Source organism: Streptosporangium carneum (assembly GCF_027922005.1).
In the GTDB taxonomy this organism is placed as follows: domain Bacteria; phylum Actinomycetota; class Actinomycetes; order Streptosporangiales; family Streptosporangiaceae; genus Streptosporangium; species Streptosporangium carneum.
Genome location: NZ_BSEV01000021.1, coordinates 41,360 through 62,378 on the forward strand (window position 1 = coordinate 41,360; position 21,019 = coordinate 62,378).

Sequence of the window (21,019 nt, forward strand, 5' to 3'; positions counted from 1 at the left end):
ACGCCCGAACCACACGATGTGCGCCGCCAGGGACTCGAACCCCGGACCCGCTGATTAAGAGTCAGCTGCTCTAACCAACTGAGCTAGCGGCGCTTGAAGCCCTTGAAGGATAGCGCACTTCCGGCGAGGGTTCGCAATCGGCGGTGAGGGAGGGTCAGCCCATCCGGCGCAGCACCCGGGCGGCGGTCCTGGCGAGCAGTTCCACCTGCTCCTCGTCGAGCTCCATGCGCGGCCCCGCCAGGATCCAGCGGGCCGCCAGGCGCGGCTTGAGCAGGGTGAGCCCCTCCGCGGTGACCGTCCGCCTGAGCTCGCCGCCGTGCACGGCGAGCAGCGGCTCGATCGTCACGGGAACGCCCGATTCGCGGGAGAGCACCTCGGCCAGCGAGTCCGCGGCCTTGACGAGCGCCTTGGCCACCGACGTGCCGTATTTCTCACCGAGGAACAGCCGCTCGCCGTACCTGGCGATCTCGGTGTCGGGAGACCACGCCTCGTTGTCCACGACCCAGATGCCGCCGGGCCCGATGACCAGGTGGTCGATCGACGCCTCTCCGGGTACGGCGCGGCCGTCGAGGACCCGGTAACCGCGCCTGCCGAGCCTGCGCCGGAGCAGCCTTCCGGTGATGGTCTCGCCTCTGCGCCTGCCGCGCCAGACGGCGGTCGCCTCGTAGGAGCGCCAGGCCCAGACCAGGTCGCCCGCGCCGACGAGCAGTCCGACCACGAGCCCGAACACGAAGGGGGCGGGGATGTCGAACCGGTAGGCGAGCACGAGGCCGACGGCCAGGCCTCCGGCCGCCTTGAGCCCGCGCAGCTTCCAGCGCTGGTCTGCCTCCTTGCGCCAGAACTGCTCGTACATGACCTGGGGCGACAACCCGTGGACCGGGTCCTCGCTCGTCACGTAGATCGATCCGCCGGGCACAGCGAACTCCCGAGAGTCGAGTGGTCAGGTAGACGCGCGGATCCGCGGCGTCGAAGATCCTCAGCCATCAAATACCCACCCGGGGGTTCCCGGCATCCTGGAACCTCCAAAGGTGATGGAACTAACACAACTGGGATAGCTTCCTTTGGTTCAACCGGCCGGTCGACCGCTCACCGAGCCTCACGCCGCGCGTGCCGCGGCGTCCCCCCGGACCTCCGGGGAGGAGGTCTCCGCCACCCTCTTGGTGACCAGCCGCCCGATCAGCGTGATGAGTTTGCGCGGACGCCTCGGCATCAGGTGGGCCATGCCGAAGTTGCCCCGTCCGGGCACGACGTAGCCGCGGTCGCGGTCGAGGGCGTGCAGCGCGCTGCGGACCACCTGCTCCGGAGTGTTCATCCGGGCGCCCATCGTCGCCTCCTTCGTCCCGAGCACGTCGAAGAACGCGGTCTCGACCGGCCCGGGGGCGACGGCCAGCACCTTCACGCCCCTCCCTCTGAACTCGGCCCACAGCGCCAGGCTGAAGTTGAGCACGAACGTCTTGGACGCGGCGTAGGTCGCGAGGTAGGGCGAGATGTGGAATCCCGCGACCGATCCCACGTTGACGACCGCGCCACCGCCGCGAGCCACCATGCCCGGGATGAACGCGTGGGTCAGGCCGACCAGGGACACGACGTTGACCATCAGCTCGTCGTGCTCCCGCCCCGCGGGGATCTCCTCGAAACGGCCCGCGGTGCCGAAGCCGGCGTTGTTGACCAGCAGGCCGACGGTCAGTCCCCTGGCGGCGACCTCCCGCGCCACCCGTGTCGCCGCGTCGGGCGCCGCGAGGTCCTGACCGACGACCTCGGCCCGCACGCCGTGCGCCTCGCGCAGCTCCTCGGCCAGGCTCTCCAGCCTCTCGACCGAGCGGGCGACCAGCACGAGGTCGTGGCCGCGCGCGGCGAGCTGGCGGGCGAACTCCACGCCGATGCCGGAGGAGGCGCCGGTCACGAGAGCGGTGTCCTTCATCGCGAAACTCCCTTGCTCACTTTGATGTGCCAAGAAAGTATCAGATAAGTGGATATCTGCAACACTCACGTCTCAGTTAACCTCTCAAAGGATCCAGTGCTGTAACCTCTTTCCATGGGTACGACGGGGCGCCGACTGCGGGCGGACGCGGAGCGCAGCGTCCGGACGATCCTGGAGGCGGCGGAGCGGCTGCTCCGCGAGAATCCGGGCGCGACGATGGAGCAGATCGCGGAGGCGGCCGGGGTCGCCAGGGCCACCGTCCACCGGCGCTTCGCCAGCCGGGAGGCCCTCATCGAGACCATGACGATCTCCGCGTGGCAGGAGATCGCCGAGGCCGTCGACGCGGCCAGGCCGTACACCGCTCCGCCGCTGGTCGCGATGCACCAGGCGACCGCGAACGTGCTCCAGATCAAGTCCGGCTGGCGGTTCGCCCTCGGCGCCCTGCCGCAGTCCGGCGCGGAGGCGGCGCGCATCCACGACGAGGTCATGGCCAAGTGCGACGTGGTCTTCACCCGCGCGCGGGAAGCCGGTCTGCTGCGCCAGGACGCCGACCCGCTCTGGGCGCGACAGGTCTACCTCGCCCTGATCGGTGAGGCCGCGCACAGCTCCGCCGCCGCGAAGCCGTTGTCCGGCGGCGACCTCGACGCGCTGGCCACCCGGGTCATCGACACCCTGCTGCACGGCCTGGCCCCACACCGGCCCACCTAGGCTCGTCCCCATGGAGCCGACCTTCTTCGCGACCCCCGACGACTTCCGCGCCTGGCTGGAGGAGCACCACGCCACCGCCCGCGAACTGCTGGTCGGCTTCCACAAGAAGGCGACGGGGCGCCCCAGCATCACCTGGCCCGAGTCCGTCGACCAGGCGCTGTGTTTCGGCTGGATCGACGGCGTCCGCAGGAGCGTCGACGCCGACAGCTACTCCGTCCGCTTCACCCCGCGCAAGGCCCGCAGCACCTGGAGCGCGGTCAACATCGCCAAGATCGCCGAGCTCGCCGAGCGGGGCCTGATGCGCCCCGAGGGGATCAGGGCCTTCGAGACGCGCACCGAGGACAACTCGGCGATCTACTCGCACGAACAGGAGCGGGAGCCCGTGCTCGACCCCGAGCTCGAGCGTCGCTTCCGGGCGGAGGCGGCGGCCTGGGAGTGGTTCCGGAGTCAGCCGCCCGGCTACCGCAGGACCGCGCTGCACTGGGTGACCTCGGCGAAGAGGCCGGAGACCCGCGACAGGCGGCTGGCGCGGCTCGTCGACGCCTCGTCGCGGGGCCGCAGGGCCGCCCCCTTCGACCGCGAGCCCGGGCGCGCTCCCCGGGACCGAGGCGCGCCCGGGCGCGAGGTGGTCGCGGAAGACACGCCCTGAGTGGACCTTTCAGCAGGTCAGCGCCAGCCATAAGGTCGTCCTCATGACCTCGACCATGCCCGCCCCCGTGACCCTCGAAAGCGACGCCGTACGACTCGAGCCGTTGAGCCACTCCCATGTCCCCGACCTGTTCCTCGCCGGCGGAGGCGACGACGAGGTGTGGCGCTGGCTGCCGGTCCCCACGCCGCACACGGAGACGGAGCTGGCGAAGATCGCAGCCGGGCTCATCCACGACCGGGACTACGTGCCGTTCGCGGTGCTGCTCAGGGAGACGGAACGCGCGGTCGGCTGGACCACCTACATCGACACCCCCGGGTTCGCCGACAGCATCGAGATCGGCTGGACGTGGTACGGCAGGGCCGTGTGGCGCTCGAGCGTGAACACCTCCTGCAAGATCCTGCTGATCGACCACGCCTTCGACAAGCTCGGCGTGAACCGGGTCCAGCTCAAGACCGACATCCTCAACATCCGTTCCCAGGCGGCGATCCGCCGCATCGGCGGGGTGCCGGAGGGCGTCCTGCGCCGCCACCGCCGCCGCCCCGACGGCTCGTGGCGCGACACCGCCTACTTCAGCATCCTGGACGACGAATGGCCCGCCCACCGCGTCCGGCTGGCACACCACGAAGGCCCCGAGGCGTGACCGCGCCCGCTCGCCGCCCGGGACACCGTGCGGCGGCGGGACCGGCCCCGGAGCCCGAGAGGCGGGCTCCGGGCCTCAGGCCCCGGGCCGTGACGAGGGATCGGCCAGCATCCCCCTGAGCAGTTCCCCGACGCCGAGACGGAGATCGTCGAACGTCGGGTCCGTCCCGGCCCCCGCGATGGCGTCGAACAGCACGCCCTCGCCGAAGGCGACGATCTGGCGGCCGTGCCGTACCGGGTCCGAGGAGCCCGCGGCGGTGAGGATCGTGACCGCGGGCTCACGGAACCGGCTCCCCGCCCTGTCGTAGATCCCGCGCAGCTCGGGACGGCGGGTGGCCTCGAGGGCCAGCTCGTAACGGGCGACCGTCCTGCGGCGGTCGACGGTGAGCTGTGTCCACAGCGCCCGGGCCGTCATCTCGGCGAGCGCCTCGAACATCTCCGGCCTCCCGGCGAACATGCCGGGCAGGTCGAGCCTCTCGGCGTCGAAAAGGGCCGAGAACGCGGCGACCTCGAGCTCGGTGAGCCGCTCCAGGGCGAGCTCGAGCAGCGCCAGGCGGGTGCGGGCGAGGTTGGACGTCGAGCCCGGCGGGAGCCCCGCCTCCTCGTCCACCGCCCGATGGGTCAGACCGCGCATGCCGCGCTCGGCCAGCAGGGTGATCGCGGTCTCGGCGACCAGTTCGGCGCGTTGGGACTTCACCGCTCAACACTACATTTGTAGTCGAACTACAGAAGTAGTAACGTCCGTCGCGTACGCGCTCACTACATCCGTAGTGAGGCGGCGAGACCATGAAGGAGCGGGCCGTGGCGCGCGCAGTGGTGATCGGGGCGGGAATCGGCGGTCTGACGGCGGCCGTGGCACTCCAGCGGCGAGGCTGGGACGTGACGGTGTGCGAGCGGGCCTCCTCCCTCGAGCCCGTGGGCTCAGGGCTGGCCGTCGCCGCCAACGCGCTCAAGGCGCTGGACACGATCGGCGTCGGCGACGAGATCCGCAAGCTGTCGGCGGTCCAGGGCGAGGGCGGCATCAGGCGCTCGGACGGCCGGTGGCTGATGAGGACGACCGCGGAGGCCGCCTCGGCCCGGTACGGCGACTCCGTGGTGCTGCTGCGCCGCGCGGACCTGGTCGACGCGCTCTCCGCCAGGCTCGAGCCCGGCACCGTACGGCTGGGCGCCGCGGTGAGCCGCGCCGACCCCGGCAGCGGCCTGGTGACCACGGACGCCGGAGAGCTGGAGGCGGACCTGGTGGTCGCGGCCGACGGCATCCACTCCCCCACCAGGGCCGCGCTGTTCCCCGGGCACCCGGGCCCCCGCTACGCCGGGATCACCAGCTGGCGGGTGCTCGTGCCCGGCGGCGGCCTCCCCGGCCAGACCTCCGAGAGCTGGGGCGCGGGCCAGGTCTTCGGGGTCATGCCGCTGGCGGGCGGGCTCGCCTACTGCTACGGCACCGACACGGTCCCCGCGGGCGGAGGCGGCGGGGACCAGCGGGCCGAACTGCTGCGCCTGTTCGGCGGCTGGCACTCGCCGATCCCCGAGCTGCTCGCCGCCGCCTCGCCCGACGCCGTGCTCAGGAACGACGTGCACCACCTCGTCGAACCGCTGCCCGCGATGCACCGGGGCAGAGTCGCCCTGCTGGGCGACGCCGCCCATCCGATGACCCCCAACATGGGTCAGGGGGCCTGCCAGGCGATCGAGGACGCGGTCGTGCTGGCCCACGTCGCGAGCGAGGGGACGGGCCTGGCGGCCTACACCTCGGCCAGGCTGGCTCGGACCGCGAGGATCACGGCCAGGTCGGCTTCGATCTGCCGGGCCACGCGGTTGCGCGCCCCGCTGGCCGTACGGCTGCGCGACACGATGATGACGCTCGCCGGGCGGCTGGCCCCCGGGCGCGTGACGAGGGCGATGGACGAGGTGCTCGGCTGGACGCCGCCCGCCTGAACGGCCTGGTACGGACCACGGGCCTCACGGCGCGACGGAGGCGGTCTCCCTGACCGGGGCGCGGCTGCCGCCGTGGTCGGGCGAGAGCCGCCCCAGCGTGACGGTCCCCCAGATGAGCACCGCGGCGGCGAACAGGGCGGGGATCACGTTGCCCAGGCCCGTGGGCATGGGCTCGTCCAGCAGGAGCGCTCCCGCGACGATCGAGGTGATGGGGTCGACCACCTGGACCGCCGCGTACGCGATGCCGAAGTAACCCACCTCGTAGGACTTCTGCAGCAGCACCACGGCGCAGACGAGCAGCACGGGGATGGCGAGGGTGAACCAGGTCAGCAGCCTGCTCAGGTCGCCCTCGAGACCTCCGCCGACCACCCGGACGAGGGTGGACACGCTGGCGGTCACCGCCCCCGCGCCGACCGACAGCAGCAGCGCCTTGGGCGAGCCGCTGACCTTGCGCGCGACCAGATGGGCCACCAGCACGATCAACCCGACGCAGCCGAGGAAGCCGATCGCCTCGCCGTTCGTCATGTGCGGCGTCACGGCGTGCGAGGGGACGAGCAGCATCAGGCCGAGCAGGCCGACGGCCACCGCGATCGACCCGAAGATCTCCTCCTTGCGGGGCCGCCTGCCGTGCAACATCGCCGCCAGCGGCACCGCGAACACCAGCGTCGCCACGCTGATCGGCTGCACCACGACCAGGGGCGCGAGGCTCAGGGCGACCGCGTGCAGGCACGCGCCGGTGAACCCGATCACCCCGCCCAGCCACCAGCGCGGCCGTCTCATCAGCTTGAGCGAGGCCCCCTCCGAGACCGCCTCGAACTGCTGCAGCGCGGCTCCCAGGGCGTAGCCCAGCGCGCCGATCAGAGCGATCGACATACCGACCCAGGTCATCGCCACCCACCGGAAGCGATCAAGCATGCGTAAAGAAGCGATTCTCGGGTCACCCCGCAAGCTTAGAGCGCCCAACGAGTGGGTAAGAGGCGGCCCAAGCCAGATGAGATCCCTTTTTAGGATGAAACACCGTCTCAGCCTTGCTTTCTACTGGCTGGAAGACATTTTTCTCTCCAGGTGTCACAGACCACACAAAACGACACGGGGGGGCCGGGAACGGACGCGGCGGCCCGGCCCGCGGGGAGCGCGTCCCGCCTCGGCGCGGCCGACACCGCCGGCACCGCCCGTACGGCGGCCGGTCCCGGGAGTCCCCGCCGCGGGCGCACACACCGCGCGGGCGTCAGTCCCGGGTCGGGCAGACGCAGAACAGGTGCCCCTCGGGGTCGGCCAGCACGACCCATTTCCCCTCCCCCGGCTGGAACTCGGGCCTGGTCGCCCCGAGCGCCAGGTAGTCCGCCACGGCCCCGTCCAGGTCGGGGACGCGGACGTCCAGGTGGAACTGCTTGCCCGGCCCCGGCCAGGCCGCCGGCTCGCGGTCGGGGTTCGCCTGGAAGTAGAGGGTCATCGTGCCGTCGCCGACCGCGGCGTACATGTCGTCGACGTACTGGATCTCATAACCGAAAACCGCCGCGTAGAACTCCGCGAGCCGCCGGGGCTCGGCACAGTCGATGTTCACGGCGAGGAACTTGGCGATCGTTGTCATGCCGTCGATGGTTGCGCCCATACCTGTCAGGTGACGTCAGGATTTTTCGCAGACCTCAAACACCCTTCAAGAACACCCCGAACCCCGCGACTCCGCCGCCCCGTCCTCGGCGAACGGCGTCGCCGGGCGTTCCCCGGGCAGTCGCCCGGCGCTCCGGGATACAAGATGATCCTTCCGATCGGTACGGTGGGCCCCGGGTCGGAGCCCCGATCCGGAAACCGGCGTCTGGGAACGTGAGCCCGGAAACGGGCGTTGGAGGGAACGTGGCCTCGATAACTCAGCTCATCAGGCGGTTCCTTGAGCGTCCCGGCTCGATCGACCTGGCGCCCTTCGAACGGACCGTGGCGGCGGCCGGGACCAGGGAGGAGCGGCTCCGCGAGCTCGACGAGCTGCCCACGCCCTCGGTGGACGACCTGCCCGAGTTCTGCGCCGTCATGCGGGAGGCCGCGCACCGCACGCTGGGCCTGCGGCCGTACGACGTGCAGCTGGTCGGCATGCTCGCCATGCTCTCCGGCAACGTCGCGGAGATGGCGACCGGCGAGGGCAAGACCCTGTCGGGGGCGATGGCGGCCGCCGGATACGCCCTGCAGGGCAAGCGGGTCCACGTGATCTCGGTCAACGACTACCTGGCGCGGCGGGACGCCGAGTGGATGGGCCCGCTGTACGAATCGCTGGGCGTCTCGGTCGGCTGGATCAGCCAGACCTCCACGCAGGAGGAGCGCAGGGACGCCTACGCCAAGGACGTGACCTACGGCTCGGTCAGCGAGATCGGCTTCGACGTGCTCCGCGACAGGACCCGTGTCGACGTGGCCGACCTGGTCGTGCCCGCGCCGGAGGTCACCCTGGTCGACGAGGCCGACTCCGTGCTGGTCGACGAGGCCAGGGTGCCCCTGGTGCTGGCCGGGGCCACCGACCCCGGCGACGCGGTGCCGGAGATGGCGGTGCTCGTCCGCCAGCTGGTCAGGGGCTACCACTACGAGCTCGACGACCAGGCGCGCAACGTCCACCTGACGAGCAAGGGCATCGACACCGTCGAGCAGGCGCTGGAGGTGGATCTCTACGACAGCCCCGCCACGCTGACCGAGGTCAACCTCGCCCTGCACGCGCACGCCCTGCTGACCAAGGACGTGGACTACATCGTCCGTGACGGCAAGGTGCACCTGATCAACCCGTCCCGGGGGCGGGTGGCGCTGCTGCAGCGCTGGCCGGACGGCCTGCAGGCCGCGGTCGAGGCCAAGGAGGCGCTGCCGCCCTCGGCGACCGGCGAGATCCTCGACTCGATCACCGTCCAGGGCCTGATCACCCGCTACCCGCAGAGGTGCGGCATGACCGGCACCGCGGTCGCGGTCGGCGACCAGCTCCGCGAGTTCTACGACCTCAAGGTGGCCGTGGTCCCGCCGAACCGCCCCTGCGTACGCACCGACGACCCGGACCGTCTCTTCGAGTACCGGATGGACAAGGACCGCGCGCTGGTCGACGAGATCGTCGAGGTCCACGCGACCGGGAGGCCGATCCTGATCGGCACGCTGGACGTGGCCGAGTCCGAGCGACTCTCGCTGACCCTGGGCGGCCGTGGCCTGGAGTGCGTGGTCCTCAACGCCAAGAACGACGCGGAGGAGGCCTCGATCATCGCCAGGGCCGGGGAGCGCGGCGCGATCACGGTCTCCACCCAGATGGCGGGGCGGGGCACCGACATCCGCCTCGGGGAGGGCGTGGACGAGCTCGGCGGGCTGTACGTCATCGGCTCGGGGCGGCAGACCAGCAGCCGCCTGGACGACCAGCTCCGCGGTCGCGCGGGCCGCCAGGGCGACCCCGGCGGGTCGGTCTTCTTCGTGAGCGGCGAGGACGACCTGATCACCCACTACGTGGCCGACGAGTACGCCAAGGGCGTGCCCGACCACGACCTCGTCGGACACGCCCAACGCGTCGCCGAGGGCGTCGACATGGAGATCCACCGCAACACCTGGCGCTACACCCGCCTGCTCGAGCAGCACCGGAGCCTGGTGCTCGAGCTGCGCGACAAGGTCCTGCGCGGACGCTCCGCCGGGGAGGCACTGGCCTCGGCGGTCCCCGAGCGGTGGGCGTCGCTCCAGGAGACGGTGGAGGAGGAGGTGCTGCACGAGGCCGCCCGGCAGATCGTGCTGTTCCACCTCGACCGCTCGTGGGCCGACCACCTGGCCTACCTCGCCGACCTGCGCGAGGGCATCCACCTGCGGGCCCTCGGCCGTCTGAGCCCGATCGACGAGTTCAACAAGGAGGCCAAACCCGCCTACGAGCGCATGCTGGCCGAGACCGAGACCCGCTCCGTCGCGACCTTCGAGACGGCCACGATCACCGCGGAGGGCCTCGACCTCGACGGCGCGGACCTCAGGCGCCCCAGCGCGACCTGGACCTACCTCGTCCAGGAGAACCCCTTCGGCACCGAGTGGGAGCGCATCCTCAACCGCCTGACGACCAAGGTCCGCCGCCGCCGCTGACGCCGCCGACCGGCCCTGGTGGGCGGGGCCGGTGACAGGGGGCCGGCGGAGGGCATCACGTCATGCGTTACGCGAACGGTAATGGTTTTGCAAAGTCGAGGCCGTTATCGTGTTATTTGTGACCACTGCCAGCGCGTCCCGCCCCGTCGGCGAACTGCTGCGCCAGTGGCGAGAACGTCGGCGCATGAGCCAGATGGACCTCGCGATCCAGGCGGACATCTCCACCAAGCACCTGAGTTTCGTCGAGACCGGCCGGTCCAAGCCGAGCCGGGACATGATCCTGCACCTCGCCGAGGAACTCGACCTGCCGCTGCGCGAGCGCAACCACCTGCTGCTCTCCGGAGGCTTCGCCCCGGTCTACGCGGAGACTCCCCTCAGCTCCCCGCAGATGGCGTCGGTCAGGGAGGCGCTGGGCCAGGTGCTGAGTGGGCACGAGCCGTACCCGGCGGTGGTCGTCGACCAGCGCTGGAACCTCATCGACCGCAACGCGGCCACCGGCGTCCTGCTCCGCGGCGTGGCCCCCGAGCTGCTCGTCGCGCCGGTCAACGTGCTCCGGCTGAGCCTGCACCCCAAGGGGATGGCCCAGCGGATCACCAACCTCGGCGAGTGGCGGGCCCACCTGCTGCACAGGCTGCGCCGCCAGATCAGCCTCACCGCCGACCCCGACCTGACCGCGCTCTGGCGTGAGCTGGACGACTACCCCTGCGACCAGCCGGAGCCCGAGATCGAACGGCCGGGGCCCGGCGACATAGTGGTCCCGCTCAGGCTGCGCCGCGGCTACCGGGAGCTCGCCTTCTTCAGCACGATGGCCACCTTCGGCACCCCGCTGGACATCACGGTCGCGGAACTGGCCATCGAGGCGTACTTCCCCGCCAATCCGGAGACCGCCGCCTACCTCCAGCACCAGCACCACCCCGACTGACCGCCCTCCGCCCGGCGCACGGGGGCGGAGGGAACGGGGACGCGGCGGACGCCGTGCCCCCGTCCGGCCGGTGACGTCGGATCAGCGGCGGGCGGCCCCGATCCTGCCGAGCACGACGTCGAGGACGAGGAAGCCGAGCAGGGAGATCCCAAGCAGCGGGACGAAGACGCCGACCGCGACCACCACGACGGCCAGCGGAAGGGTCAGCCTCCAGGGCAGCCGCCGCAGGGAGCCTCGCTCGTAGGGGGCTCCGAAGCCGCGGGTCGGACGACGCAGCCACCACATCCGGTAGCCCAGCACGATGACCGACATCAGCCCCACGGCGAGCGCGGCCAGCAGGATCTGGTTGGCCAGGCCGAACAGCACGCCCATGTGGCCGTCGATGCCCCAGCGGATGAGCTTGGCCACGAGCGGGAAGTCGTCGAAGCGCAGCTCGCCGACGATCTGGCCGCCGACCGGATCGACCGCGACCTGGTCGTTGCGCTGCGGCCAGAGCCGGTCCATCTCCTTGACGACGTAGACGCCGCCTGGCTTGGCGGGCCAGGCGATCTCCAGCGGGCCGGACAGGCCGCCGGCCGCGGCGGCCTCCGCGACCCGGTCGACGTCGACGACGGCGGCGTCCGGGGAGCCGTGGGCGTCACCGGAGTGCGCGGCGTGGTCTCCGGCGGAGGCCGACGCGGAGGTTGACGCGGAGGTTGACAGGGCCGGGGTGGACCAGCCCAGCGCACCCTGGATCACGTCGACGTTCCCGCCGGCGTACTTCGACCAGGTGAGGCCGGTCGCCGACAGGAAGAGCAGGCCGGCCACGGCCCACAGGCCGAGCGAGCCGTGCCAGGACAGCGCCCGTCGCAGGCCGGAGCCCCCGCGCTCCGGGGCGATCACGCCGCGCAGACGGCGTCCCGCTCTGCGGCGGCGGCTCAGCCACAGCACCAGCCCCCCGAGGGCGACGACCCACAGCCAGCTCGCGGCCAGCTCACTGTAGAGCCGTCCCGGCTCGCCCAGATGCAGGTTGCGGTGCAGGCCGGAGATCCAGGTGCGGACCGGCAGGGCGGCCGAGCTGCCGTAGCTCTCCAGCGCCCCCCTGACCTCGCCGGTCCGGGGCGCGACGAAGACCGCGAGCCGGGTGCTCTCCGCCAGGCCGGGCACGTCGAGCAGGACCCGGGTGGTCTCCCCCGGCTCGGCCGCGGGCCGTACGGCGGCGACGACGCCCTCGGGGTGCGCGGCCCTGGCCGCGGCGATCTGCCGTGACAGCGGCAGGTCGGCCCGCTGATCCTCCTGGACCGGAACCGTCAGCTCGTGGGCGTGGACTGCTCTCTCCAGCTGGAAGGACGCGGCGTACAGCAGGCCGCTCGTCGCCGCGACGAACAGGAAGGGCGCGACGAGGATCCCCGCGTAGAAGTGCAGACGGAGCAGAAGCGGGCGCAGGGCGGCCCAGGTGCGGGGGGCGGACGGGGTCGGTGGGCGGGAGGGTTCGGCGGACGGCTGGACTTCGACGTCGGACGTCATGGTGGTTCTCCGTTCACGGGAAGGGCGCGTGGATGAACACGCCGCAGACCCGGCTGGGGGGACGTACGGGGCGCGGGAGGCACGTGGAACGGACACGCGCCGCCCGACGGGAGGCGGGAACGCGGCCGGTGAACCGGCACACGTCACCTGGGTGGGGGACTCGGAGGACACGCGCGCCGACGGACGGCGTGAACGGGAAGACGCGTCACTCCGGCGGAGGTCGCACGAGAGGCCGCCGCCTCGCCACGGGACGAGCGCGTCGCCGCGCGGACGACGGCGTCGCGCGGCGGCCGTGGCGTCGCCGCGGACGCGACGACGCCCGGACGGGCGGGCGGGACCGGTCGGGCGACCCCGATCAGGGGATTCCCACGGCGGGTTCCGAACGGTGGAACACGGCCTTCCGGCCGCCGGACCGTCCGGCCGCCGAGTGTCCGGCGACCTCTCGGGCACACGGCCGTCCGGCCGGAGGATCCCGGCGTCGGGGGAATCAGGCGGGGAGAGGAACCGGCGGCCCGCGCCGGGAGACGGCCGCGGCGAGCAGCCGGGTGACGAACGGGACCCGGCCGTCGTCGCGGGCGGGTGAGGCCACACGCGGGACCACGGGGGCCCGCCACACCAGAAGGGTGAGGACCGAGGCGAGGAGCAGACGCAGGATCGTCGCCAGCGCCGACTCTCCGCGCTCCAGCCAGTAGGCGGACAGCAACGCCGCCGCGACGTGGACCAGCAGCATGGACAGGCCCGCGCCGTGCCGGTGTTCGAACAGCACCGGCTGGGAGACGGCCGCGGCGGAGAACCAGGTGTGCAGGCCGTACTGGGTGGCGAGGCTCGCGCCCATCAGGACGCCGAACCCGCGCTGCCGCCGGGCGAGGACGAACGCCCCCGCGCCGGTCAGCGGCAGCGCGCCGACCAGGACTCCCGGGGACACCTCGCCGCCCCCGGCGAGCATGTGCATGACCAGTGACGCCATCACGCAGACGACCGCGAACACCGCGGCGCGCACAAGGCGAATGGCATGCATGAGGCAATAGTGACAGAAAGCAGCGAAAGCACCAATCCTCTTAATTCCATATTGAGGATCGCTTAACGGGCTCGACGCGCCCCCGGCCGGACGGTCCTCACCCGGCACCCGCCCCGCCCCGCCGCGCACGCCGCCGCCTCCTTCCACCCCCGCCCATACACGATGAGGGCGTGCCGCGCGCCGCCCTGCGGCAGGCTCTCTCGGCCATGGGCCCGGTGGACGTGCGCGAGGCGCGCGTCACCGGCTGAGCCCATGACGCGCGGGCGAGGGCCCGGCGCCGCCTCCCCTTCGGGGCACTCTTCAGGGCCGGTCGCCGGAACCACTCGCACGCGAATGCGGCGCGTCGTCGATTCACGTCGGTCATCGGCGGATCACGTGAACCCCCGCAGAGATCACGCCTCCGACGGGCTCCTCCGTCGAGGCGGACCTACGGGTTCTTCACCCGGACACCAGTCCGATATGCCAAGAATTTGGCTATCTGCCATGTTTTCCCAGAATGGAACTCCGGACCTCCGTCCAACTTGGTCTCGTTTTGATGAAGAAGGCACCCCTGACCGGATTTTTGGCAAACCAATCACACACTCAGGGCGATTATCTCTACGTCACATAAGACGAAACAGCCCAAGTGGGGGAGAGAGGTTGGGCAACCGTCCCATGAAATGGTTCAAACTCGGATCGGCCACACTGGGGCTCGGCGTCCTGGCGTTGGCCTGGCCCGCCTTCATGCCGATGCCGTGGGGGCACGTCCCGCCCAAGGCCTCGCCGCCGGCGCCGCGGCCGCTGTTCGATCCGCAACCATGGACGGTCGTCATCTGGGCGCTGCTGGTGGTGGCACTGATCACGGTGATCAACCACCGCTACAAGAGTCAGGCCACGACCACACTCCCCCTCCCCGCGGACGGCGAGGACACCTCCGCCCTCGACACGAGCATCTCCGATCTGGAACGGGCCTTCGAACTCCGCGCCGAAGCCGCGAACTCCGGAAAAATGGCCGCTCTGCCCATGTTCATCTCCCTGGTCCTCCAGCCGGAGAAGTCCAGGACCCGGACGGTGGAGACCGTCTCCCTCGAAGGCCGGGTGATCGTGCAGGACGTCAGGATCGAAATGGCGCTGTCCGACGCCCTCATCGACGTCTTCCGGGAGGAGGGCGCGGGGAAGAACGAGGCTCCCGCGGACGAAATCCACCCGGAGACCTACGTCCCCATCCTGAACTGCTCGAAAAGGGAGATGATCGACAACTTTCAGGTCCGGGACCGCGAGGACAGAAGCGTCGACATCCTTTGCTACGAGGAGACCGTCCAGCTCATATCCTCGTCGCTCCACCTTCTGGTGCACGCGGCGCTCCCCAAGGCCACGGATGACGAAAACATCACCCCGGATGGGATTGATACTGCAGAAGCCCTCTTCCTCATGCTCATGTGCAGCAATAAGCCTGTTTCTGATAAAACAGTGGAAAAGACCATTCTTGCGGCGTTCGCCCACCTTGGCCTGAGGACGAGGGACGGCGTGGAATCCCGGAACGTCACATGGCTACGAGAGTTCGTCAAGACACTCGCCCATTCCACACCCGTCGTCGCGATCGTGCCCGACCTGCCCGAGACCCGGCGCCTGCAGATCTCCTACTGTCGCACCACCATTCCCCCCAACAAGTCGAAGCAGCTTCGCCACTGGCTCCGCCTCATGCTCGGACTGAGGCCGGTGACCCTGCAAATGGTCCCGGGCATGGCCTTCAACTCGAAGTCCTACCACCTGCAGGTGAAGGCCCCGGCGTCGCAGTACCTCATGGAGCAGACCCTCCGATGCGTCGAGTGCGGCCAGAAGCTGAGCGGCTCGGAGGTGGAGACGGACGGTCGCGGAGGATGCGTCCACCTACAGCCGCCGTCCCCTCGCAACGGCCACGCCGAGCCCTACTTCCAGTTGCTTCGCAAACGAGGCCAGAACTACGCCCACCTCTACATGCGGGGCTTCGCCGACCTGAAGCAGAAGAACATCAAGATCTCCACCTCCTTCGGGGAGGTGCCCCCGGGGACGCTGGCCAGCGCGGTCATCACGGCCGTGACCTCGGTGCTCCTGATCAGCGCGGTCGGTTTCGCCGAGACCGGCGGGCTTGAGCGCGACAGCGACATCCCCGCGATCCTTCTCGTCCTGCCGGCTGTGGCCGCCTCCTGGTTCGGCTTCTCCTCGGACACCGAGGCGATTCTCCGATCCTCCCTCGCCGCGCGCTGCTCCCTGATCCTTGGCGGCTTCGTGTCCATGGCGGCCTCCGTCCTGTTCATCGTCTCCGGCAGCCTCGCGGAGAAGACCGGGGCGGAGCCCGCCTCCCTGCCGCCCCCCGGTCGCGTCGGCGAACCGGCCCCCCTGCTGGGCGTCGAGGTGCGATGGTGGTGGTCGGTGCTCATCTACCTGGCGAGCGTCAATCTCGTGTACGTGCTGGTGCAGTCAATAGTCAGGTCGAACGCATATCGAAGGCTCTTGCGGAAAGAGACCGTCCTCAATGAAAATACTGTTATCTAGAGGGGCGGTATCGATCTTGGGGAACGACTCTCCCGATGGGGTCTATGTCCTAGAACCTATCGAATATGTGCGATCGTCCGTGTTGCCCGACAATGAGCTACTCAAAGATCGGGAAGCGGTGAAATCTCTTCTGAGAGAAACCTGCGACTCCATACAGACCCGCACAAGAGACAAGATCTTCGGCTCTATCACCCGCGCGATCGCCGAGGTCGAAGGCCTGCGGGTCTGAGAGTCGGCCGCGCCGGAGCGGCCGGTCAGGTGACCGCGACGATCCTGGCCTCGGCGAGGAGGCCGTCCTCGATCCGCAGCAGGCCGACGGTGCCGTGGGGCTGACGCCGCCGGTCGGTCGGCGAGCCCGGGTTGAACAGGCGCAGTCCGCCGTCGCTCTCGTCGAGCGGGATGTGCGAGTGCCCGAAGACGACCAGGTCCGCCGTGGGAAACCGGCGGCGCATGCGAGCCGGCCGTCCCTTCGCCGCGCCGCTGTCGTGGATCATCGCCACCCGCAGCCCGTCGAGGTCGAGTTCGAGGGTCTCGGGCGCCGCTATGTCGGGGCCGTCGTTGTTGCCCTTGACGACGTGGACCGGCGCGTAGGCGGCCAGTTCGTCCAGCACTCCGGCGGTGCAGACGTCCCCGGCGTGCAGGATCAGGTCCGCGCCGCGCAGGTGCTCGGCCACCGCGGCGGGGCAGGACTTCCACCGGCGCGGCGCGTGGGTGTCAGCGAGGACGACCACCTTCATCCCGCCATTCTCCCCCGCCGCTCCCTCCCCCGTCGTCCGGGCGGCATCCGGGCAGGCCGGGCCGCCGACCCCCTCGAAGAGGTGATTCCCTCAAGGAGGCCGTACGGCTCCCGCCCCGCGATCACCCTGCCGACGACCGCCCGGTCTGCCGCGATCAGGTGAACCCGGTCGTCAGCTGAGCAGCTTGGCGATCTCCGGGTCGACCGCGTCCGCGACGGTGATCTTCCGGTCGATCAGGCCGCTGGCGTGGAAGAGGTCGGCGGCGCGCTGCTGCTCCGCCACGAACTCCTCGGTCACGGGGTGCAGCCCGAAGGGACGCTTGCGCAGGGCGTTCTCCCAGTGGTCGAGGTCGCCGCCGTCGTCGGCCGCGAACAGCTCGGCCGCCTCGCGGTGGTTCTCCTGGATCCAGGCGTCCGACTCCTGCAGGGCGGCGACGATCGCGGCGAGCTGCTCGGGGTGCTGCTCGGCGAAGTCACGCCGGGTGAACCAGAGCGAGCGGTGGCTGAACAGCCCGTCGGTGGCGACCAGCTCGCGGACCGGCGTCTGCGCCTCGACCTTGCTGAGCGAGGGGTAGGAGCCGACCCACGCGTCCACCTCGCCGTTGAGGAAGAGCTCGCCCGCGTCGACCCCGGCGTCGACGGGCACGATGTCCTTCCAGGTCAGTCCGGCCTTGTCGAGCGCGAACAGCAGCAGCGTCGTCTGCCAGGAGCCGTGCCCGAGCGCGACCCGCCTGCCCTTCAGGTCCTCCAGGGAGGCGATCGGCGAGTCGTCCTTCACGACGAGCCTGCCGTTCTCGTGGCGCGAGCCGGACACCGCGACGTAGACGATGTCGTGTCCCTTGCCCTGGGCGGTGACCGGCGGCGTGGAGCCGGTGCCGATGAAGTCGTAGCCGCCGTCGAAGAGGTGGTCGCCGTGCAGGGAGGGCAGCCCCTCGGTCGCCTCGGGCTTGTCACCGGCGGGAAGGTCGCGCAGGTCGACCCACTCGACGTCGGGGATCGCGCGCTCCAGGATGCCGCGGTGACGCAGCACCCACAGGGAGTTGTTGTGGGGGAAGTAGCCGACTCGGACGCTCATGACGAGGTTCCTTCCAGTAGTGGTGAATCGATGCGGAGGTCGTGGCCGCGCAGCAGCGGGAGAACGTTCTCGCCGACGCGGTAGGCCTCCTCCAGGTGCGGCACGCCGGCGAGGATGAACGCGCCGACACCGAGGTTGATCAGTTCGTCGAGCCGCTCCGCGACCTGCTCGTAGCTGCCGACCAGGCCGAACGCGGGCCCGCCGCGCAGCAGGTGGAAGCCGCCCCACACGTTGGGCGTGACCTCCAGGTCGCGGTGACCGGTGATGGCGCCGGTGACGAACGACTGGCTGCGCTGCCAGCCGATGGAGTCGCCCGTGGCTCCGCGGAGCACGGTGGGGTCGATGTTGTCCCAGCCCCTGCGGATCTCGTCCCAGGCCTCCTCCTCGGTCTCGCGGGCCACCACGTCGATCCGGACCGCGAACTTGGGCGTGCGGTCGCTGTTGGCTCTGACCTGGTCGAACTTCTCCGCCAGCGCGTGGAACGGCTCCAGCCACGACAGGTAGTAGTCCGCGTGCCGCCCCGCGGCGTCGATGGCCGCCTTGGACGACCCGGAGAAGTAGATCTCCGGGAACGGCTGCCCGGTCAGCTCCTGGGGCAGGCCCGCCCCCTCGACCCGGTAGAAACGCCCCTCGAAGTCGAAGGGACCGCCGTCCCAGACGCCCCTGAGCACGTCGAGGAACTCCGAGGTGCGCGCGTAGCGGTCGTCGTGGTCGACCTTGTCACCCCACCAGAGCTGGTCGGGACCGCCGCCGCCGGAGATGACGTTGTAGACGACCCGCCCTCCCGTGGCCCGCTGCAGGCTGGCCGACATCCGCGCGGCCTGCACCGGGTGCAGGAACCCGGGCTGGAAAGCGATCATGAACCGGTAGGTCGTCGTCTCCCTGGCCAGGGTCGCCGCCGTCGCCCACGGGTCGTCGGTGTTCGGGAACGACGGGAGCAGCCCGCCGACGAACCCGGAGACCTCCGAGGCCCTGGCGACGTCCCCCATGTGCTCGACGTAGCTGTAGTCGTCGCGCCGCCCGTCACGGACGCCGGGGGCGAGGCTTCCCTCGACCACGGGCGCCCACTCGCCCCGGCTGACGACCCTTCTGCGGAGCGACGGCTGGTCGCCGTGCGTCCCGATGCGCCAGTAGATGTCAACGGACATGAGCGCCCTCCTTCGCCAGCAGCGGCAGCAACCGCTCGCCCAGGCGGTAGGTCTCCTCGATGTGCGGCGTCGCCTCAAGGAGGAAAGCGCCGACACCCCGGTCGATGTAGCCTCTGATCCCGGCCGCGACGGTCTCGAAGGAGCCGACCAGCCCGGCGCGGGAGGAACCCGTGCCCGGCGCGGAGCCGGGGTCCGGCGGGCCGAACCCGGCCCACAGCCCGGTCCGCGGGTCCGGATCCGGGAGGGCGTCGGCCGCTCCGCCGCCGCCTGACCACAGACGTCGCGCCGCCCGCCACGCCTCGTCCTCGTCGTCCCTGGCCAGCACCGGCAGCCGCAGGCCGTACGTGACGCCCGGGAGGTCGACGGCCTCGATGTCGTCGCCTGGCTCGAAGACGTGCACGTCCGCGTGGCGGGCGGACAGCGCGAGAGCCTCCTTCGAGGTCCCGGAGAGGTGGACCCTGGGGAAGGCCCGCCCTGCGAGCGGGGACAGGAAGCCGCCGGCGAGCACCTGGTAGAAGCGCCCCTCGTAGGTGTAGTCCTCCTGCGACCAGACGCCCTTGGCGACGGTGAGGAACTCCTCGGCCCGCGCGTAGCGGTCCGCGCCCTCGAGGAAGTCGCCCTGGGCTCTGGCGACCGCCGGGTCGAGGTCGACGGAGATCCGCCAGTCGAGGCGGTCGCCGGAGAAGCGTTGCAGCGAGGCCGAGACCTTGGCCGCGTAGACGGGGGTGGCGACGCCGGGGTGGAATCCGGCGACCACCCGCAGCCAGCGGCTCTGCCTGAGCAGGCTCGCCGCGGCGACCAGCGACTCCTCGCCCTGCGGGTCGAAGGGAGCGAGCGCGCCGTGGAAGGCCGCGATCTCGGCGGCCCTGCCCGCCTGCGTCAGGTGGTCGAACGGGTTGAAGGCTCCGCGAGGGTCGGTGACGAACCCCGGGAAACCGGGCCTGGCGCCGCGCCCGCCATTCCCCCGGCTGGGCAGTGTGATCACGAAGGAGGCCATCAGACCACCGCCCCGTCAGGCTCCGCCGCGACCGCCCTACCGTCCTCGCCGGAGAGCCCGCCGGACAGCTGGACGGACACCTCCCGCGGGACGTCCGCCCCGACCCCGCCGTCGCCCCGCCGGGCGAGCAGTTCCCTGGCGGCGGCCAGCGGCTCGTGGGCCACCCAGGCGTCGAGGTCGACGTCGGCGGCCAGGAAGCCGTGCAGCAGCAGGAAGTCCTTCTGGACCCGCAGCAGCTCCAGCCGCTCCCGCGACAGGTCGGGGTGGAGGTTGCGATGGAAGTCGCCCCGGTAGGCGGTGACGACGCCGTCCGCCTCGGAGCGGGTCTCCGCGGCCAGGATGCCGCGGACCGCCTCCAGGTTGTCCGCCGCCCAGTCGGCGGCGCGCAGCGTCTGGGCCAGGAAGGCGGCCACGAGGTCCGGGTGCTCGGCGAGCAGGTCCTCGTGCACGGTGATCGGCCGCGGGGTGCCGTTGTTGACGCGGGTCCTGCGGTCCGGGTGCGCGTCCAGGTCGACGGCGACCACCGCGCCGATCTCCCTGGCCTGGTCGGCGGAGCGCGCCCCCTTCACGTAGATCGCGTCGACCTCGCCCTCGGCCAGTTCCCTGATTCCCGGCCAGGACCAGGCCCGGTCGGCGGCGTCCCGCCCGACGTCGGACCTCGGCTGCTCGACCTCGACGAACGTCACGTCGTCGAAGCCGAGCCCCGCCTGGGACAGCGCCCCCTTGATCCCGTGCAGGGCCATGGCCCTGGGAAAGCTCCTCGCCCGCGTCTCGGCCCACTTCGGCAGCGCGACGCGCGCGCCGCGCAGCCCGGCGGCGTCGGTGATGCCCGACTCAGGACGGACCAGGACGGACTGCCACTCCTCAATCCAGGTCAGCCCGATCAGACGGGTCCTGGCCCCCTCGGAGAACGCGGCCAGCGCCGGAACGTTCCCGCCCTCACGGAACAGTCCGAGCAGCTCGTGGTCGAAGTGACGCTCGGACAGCTCGGGTCCCGCGTCCTGCAGGACGCCGACCTCGCCGAACTCCTCGTTGAGCCAGCCCAGGTTGAAGGCCAGGCCGCTGGCCGTGGGAACCGGGCAGCGGGTGAACCAAATCTTGTCGATCGTTGACACGTGACTCCTCTGTACTGCGGAAAGGCGTTGCGAATGCTTTTTGGGCGCGTTGAACGGCCTCGGGGCGGTTG

The 21,019-nt window shown here is 71.0% G+C and carries 19 protein-coding genes and 1 tRNA gene; 7 read left to right on the forward strand and 13 right to left on the reverse strand.

What is annotated here, in order from left to right; all coding sequences use genetic code 11:
* Nucleotides 1-19: 19 nt before the first annotated feature.
* The 3 genes from PKF00_RS32365 to PKF00_RS32375 all read right to left on the reverse strand — a co-directional run bounded on the left by PKF00_RS32365 (nt 20) and on the right by PKF00_RS32375 (nt 1,921).
* Nucleotides 20-93: transfer RNA gene (locus tag PKF00_RS32365), tRNA-Lys, on the reverse strand.
* Between the two features lie 61 nt (nt 94-154).
* On the reverse strand, nt 155-916 hold the full coding sequence (locus PKF00_RS32370; RefSeq protein ID WP_271221500.1) for a nuclease-related domain-containing protein: 762 nt from the start codon (nt 914-916) through the stop codon (nt 155-157).
* Between the two features lie 180 nt (nt 917-1,096).
* Nucleotides 1,097-1,921 carry an SDR family NAD(P)-dependent oxidoreductase gene (locus tag PKF00_RS32375; RefSeq protein ID WP_271221501.1) on the reverse strand — a complete coding sequence of 275 codons (825 nt, stop codon included), beginning with the start codon at nt 1,919-1,921 and terminating at the stop codon, nt 1,097-1,099.
* 114 nt (nt 1,922-2,035) lie between these two features.
* On the opposite strand from PKF00_RS32375, the gene PKF00_RS32380 reads away from it, so the two are divergent.
* The 3 genes from PKF00_RS32380 to PKF00_RS32390 are packed head-to-tail and all read left to right on the forward strand — an operon-like array spanning nt 2,036 to nt 3,918.
* A complete protein-coding gene (locus tag PKF00_RS32380) occupies nt 2,036-2,629 on the forward strand; it encodes a TetR/AcrR family transcriptional regulator (protein WP_271221502.1) in 594 nt (197 codons plus the stop codon).
* A 10-nt stretch (nt 2,630-2,639) separates the two neighbouring features.
* A complete protein-coding gene (locus PKF00_RS32385) occupies nt 2,640-3,278 on the forward strand; it encodes a YdeI/OmpD-associated family protein (protein WP_271221503.1) in 639 nt (212 codons plus the stop codon).
* Nucleotides 3,279-3,321: 43 nt separating this feature from the next.
* Nucleotides 3,322-3,918 carry a GNAT family N-acetyltransferase gene (locus PKF00_RS32390; RefSeq protein WP_271221504.1) on the forward strand — a complete coding sequence of 199 codons (597 nt, stop codon included), beginning with the start codon at nt 3,322-3,324 and terminating at the stop codon, nt 3,916-3,918.
* 75 nt (nt 3,919-3,993) lie between these two features.
* Here PKF00_RS32390 and PKF00_RS32395 read toward each other — a convergent pair whose 3' ends face one another.
* On the reverse strand, nt 3,994-4,614 hold the full coding sequence (locus PKF00_RS32395) for a TetR/AcrR family transcriptional regulator (RefSeq protein ID WP_271221505.1): 621 nt from the start codon (nt 4,612-4,614) through the stop codon (nt 3,994-3,996).
* A gap of 104 nt (nt 4,615-4,718) precedes the next feature.
* Between PKF00_RS32395 and PKF00_RS32400 the strand changes: the two genes are divergently transcribed.
* Nucleotides 4,719-5,849: an FAD-dependent oxidoreductase gene (locus PKF00_RS32400; RefSeq protein ID WP_271221506.1), complete on the forward strand. Its 1,131-nt coding sequence runs from the start codon at nt 4,719-4,721 to the stop codon at nt 5,847-5,849.
* 24 nt (nt 5,850-5,873) lie between these two features.
* Here PKF00_RS32400 and PKF00_RS32405 read toward each other — a convergent pair whose 3' ends face one another.
* Complete coding sequence (locus tag PKF00_RS32405) at nt 5,874-6,737, reverse strand: DMT family transporter (RefSeq protein ID WP_271221507.1); 864 nt, start codon at nt 6,735-6,737, stop codon at nt 5,874-5,876.
* Nucleotides 6,738-7,077: 340 nt separating this feature from the next.
* Entirely contained in the window at nt 7,078-7,440 is a 363-nt protein-coding gene (locus PKF00_RS32410; RefSeq protein WP_271221508.1) for a VOC family protein, read from the reverse strand.
* Between the two features lie 272 nt (nt 7,441-7,712).
* Between PKF00_RS32410 and secA2 the strand changes: the two genes are divergently transcribed.
* Both secA2 and PKF00_RS32420 read left to right on the forward strand, forming a co-directional pair.
* On the forward strand, nt 7,713-9,917 hold the full coding sequence (gene secA2, locus PKF00_RS32415; RefSeq protein ID WP_271221617.1) for an accessory Sec system translocase SecA2: 2,205 nt from the start codon (nt 7,713-7,715) through the stop codon (nt 9,915-9,917).
* A 118-nt stretch (nt 9,918-10,035) separates the two neighbouring features.
* Nucleotides 10,036-10,839, forward strand: coding sequence for a helix-turn-helix domain-containing protein (locus PKF00_RS32420; RefSeq protein ID WP_271221509.1), 804 nt, complete (start codon nt 10,036-10,038; stop codon nt 10,837-10,839).
* Between the two features lie 81 nt (nt 10,840-10,920).
* Here PKF00_RS32420 and PKF00_RS32425 read toward each other — a convergent pair whose 3' ends face one another.
* Both PKF00_RS32425 and PKF00_RS32430 read right to left on the reverse strand, forming a co-directional pair.
* Complete coding sequence (locus tag PKF00_RS32425) at nt 10,921-12,345, reverse strand: PepSY-associated TM helix domain-containing protein (protein ID WP_271221510.1); 1,425 nt, start codon at nt 12,343-12,345, stop codon at nt 10,921-10,923.
* 487 nt (nt 12,346-12,832) lie between these two features.
* On the reverse strand, nt 12,833-13,363 hold the full coding sequence (locus PKF00_RS32430; RefSeq protein ID WP_271221511.1) for a hypothetical protein: 531 nt from the start codon (nt 13,361-13,363) through the stop codon (nt 12,833-12,835).
* Between the two features lie 654 nt (nt 13,364-14,017).
* On the opposite strand from PKF00_RS32430, the gene PKF00_RS32435 reads away from it, so the two are divergent.
* Nucleotides 14,018-15,877 (forward strand): hypothetical protein, encoded by a 1,860-nt coding sequence (locus PKF00_RS32435; RefSeq protein ID WP_271221512.1) that lies wholly within the window; start codon nt 14,018-14,020, stop codon nt 15,875-15,877.
* 254 nt (nt 15,878-16,131) lie between these two features.
* On the opposite strand, the gene PKF00_RS32440 is transcribed toward PKF00_RS32435, so the two are convergent.
* From PKF00_RS32440 to PKF00_RS32460, 5 genes are all read right to left on the reverse strand, one after another.
* Nucleotides 16,132-16,614: a metallophosphoesterase family protein gene (locus PKF00_RS32440; protein ID WP_271221513.1), complete on the reverse strand. Its 483-nt coding sequence runs from the start codon at nt 16,612-16,614 to the stop codon at nt 16,132-16,134.
* Nucleotides 16,615-16,785: 171 nt separating this feature from the next.
* Entirely contained in the window at nt 16,786-17,688 is a 903-nt protein-coding gene (locus PKF00_RS32445) for an aliphatic sulfonate ABC transporter substrate-binding protein (RefSeq protein WP_271221514.1), read from the reverse strand.
* A complete protein-coding gene (locus PKF00_RS32450; protein WP_271221515.1) occupies nt 17,685-18,836 on the reverse strand; it encodes an LLM class flavin-dependent oxidoreductase in 1,152 nt (383 codons plus the stop codon). The genes PKF00_RS32445 and PKF00_RS32450 overlap by 4 nt, the downstream gene beginning before the upstream one ends.
* Complete coding sequence (locus tag PKF00_RS32455; RefSeq protein WP_271221516.1) at nt 18,826-19,833, reverse strand: LLM class flavin-dependent oxidoreductase; 1,008 nt, start codon at nt 19,831-19,833, stop codon at nt 18,826-18,828. The genes PKF00_RS32450 and PKF00_RS32455 overlap by 11 nt, the downstream gene beginning before the upstream one ends.
* The gene (locus PKF00_RS32460; protein WP_271221517.1) at nt 19,833-20,948 is read right to left on the reverse strand and encodes an ABC transporter substrate-binding protein; all 1,116 of its coding nucleotides are present in this window, start codon (nt 20,946-20,948) and stop codon (nt 19,833-19,835) included. The genes PKF00_RS32455 and PKF00_RS32460 overlap by 1 nt, the downstream gene beginning before the upstream one ends.
* Nucleotides 20,949-21,019: the final 71 nt, after the last annotated feature.

Bases quoted from the DNA above. Each gene is read 5' to 3' on its own strand.
- PKF00_RS32410 (WP_271221508.1), bottom strand. From the start codon at position 7,440: ATGACAACGATCGCCAAGTTCCTCGCCGTGAACATCGACTGTGCCGAG.
- PKF00_RS32425 (WP_271221510.1), bottom strand. From the start codon at position 12,345: ATGACGTCCGACGTCGAAGTCCAGCCGTCCGCCGAACCCTCCCGCCCA.
- PKF00_RS32450 (WP_271221515.1), bottom strand. From the start codon at position 18,836: ATGTCCGTTGACATCTACTGGCGCATCGGGACGCACGGCGACCAGCCG.
- PKF00_RS32430 (WP_271221511.1), bottom strand. From the start codon at position 13,363: ATGCATGCCATTCGCCTTGTGCGCGCCGCGGTGTTCGCGGTCGTCTGC.
- PKF00_RS32385 (WP_271221503.1), top strand. From the start codon at position 2,640: ATGGAGCCGACCTTCTTCGCGACCCCCGACGACTTCCGCGCCTGGCTG.
- PKF00_RS32455 (WP_271221516.1), bottom strand. From the start codon at position 19,833: ATGGCCTCCTTCGTGATCACACTGCCCAGCCGGGGGAATGGCGGGCGC.
- PKF00_RS32375 (WP_271221501.1), bottom strand. From the start codon at position 1,921: ATGAAGGACACCGCTCTCGTGACCGGCGCCTCCTCCGGCATCGGCGTG.
- PKF00_RS32380 (WP_271221502.1), top strand. From the start codon at position 2,036: ATGGGTACGACGGGGCGCCGACTGCGGGCGGACGCGGAGCGCAGCGTC.
- PKF00_RS32390 (WP_271221504.1), top strand. From the start codon at position 3,322: ATGACCTCGACCATGCCCGCCCCCGTGACCCTCGAAAGCGACGCCGTA.
- PKF00_RS32445 (WP_271221514.1), bottom strand. From the start codon at position 17,688: ATGAGCGTCCGAGTCGGCTACTTCCCCCACAACAACTCCCTGTGGGTG.
- PKF00_RS32440 (WP_271221513.1), bottom strand. From the start codon at position 16,614: ATGAAGGTGGTCGTCCTCGCTGACACCCACGCGCCGCGCCGGTGGAAG.
- PKF00_RS32435 (WP_271221512.1), top strand. From the start codon at position 14,018: ATGAAATGGTTCAAACTCGGATCGGCCACACTGGGGCTCGGCGTCCTG.
- PKF00_RS32405 (WP_271221507.1), bottom strand. From the start codon at position 6,737: ATGACCTGGGTCGGTATGTCGATCGCTCTGATCGGCGCGCTGGGCTAC.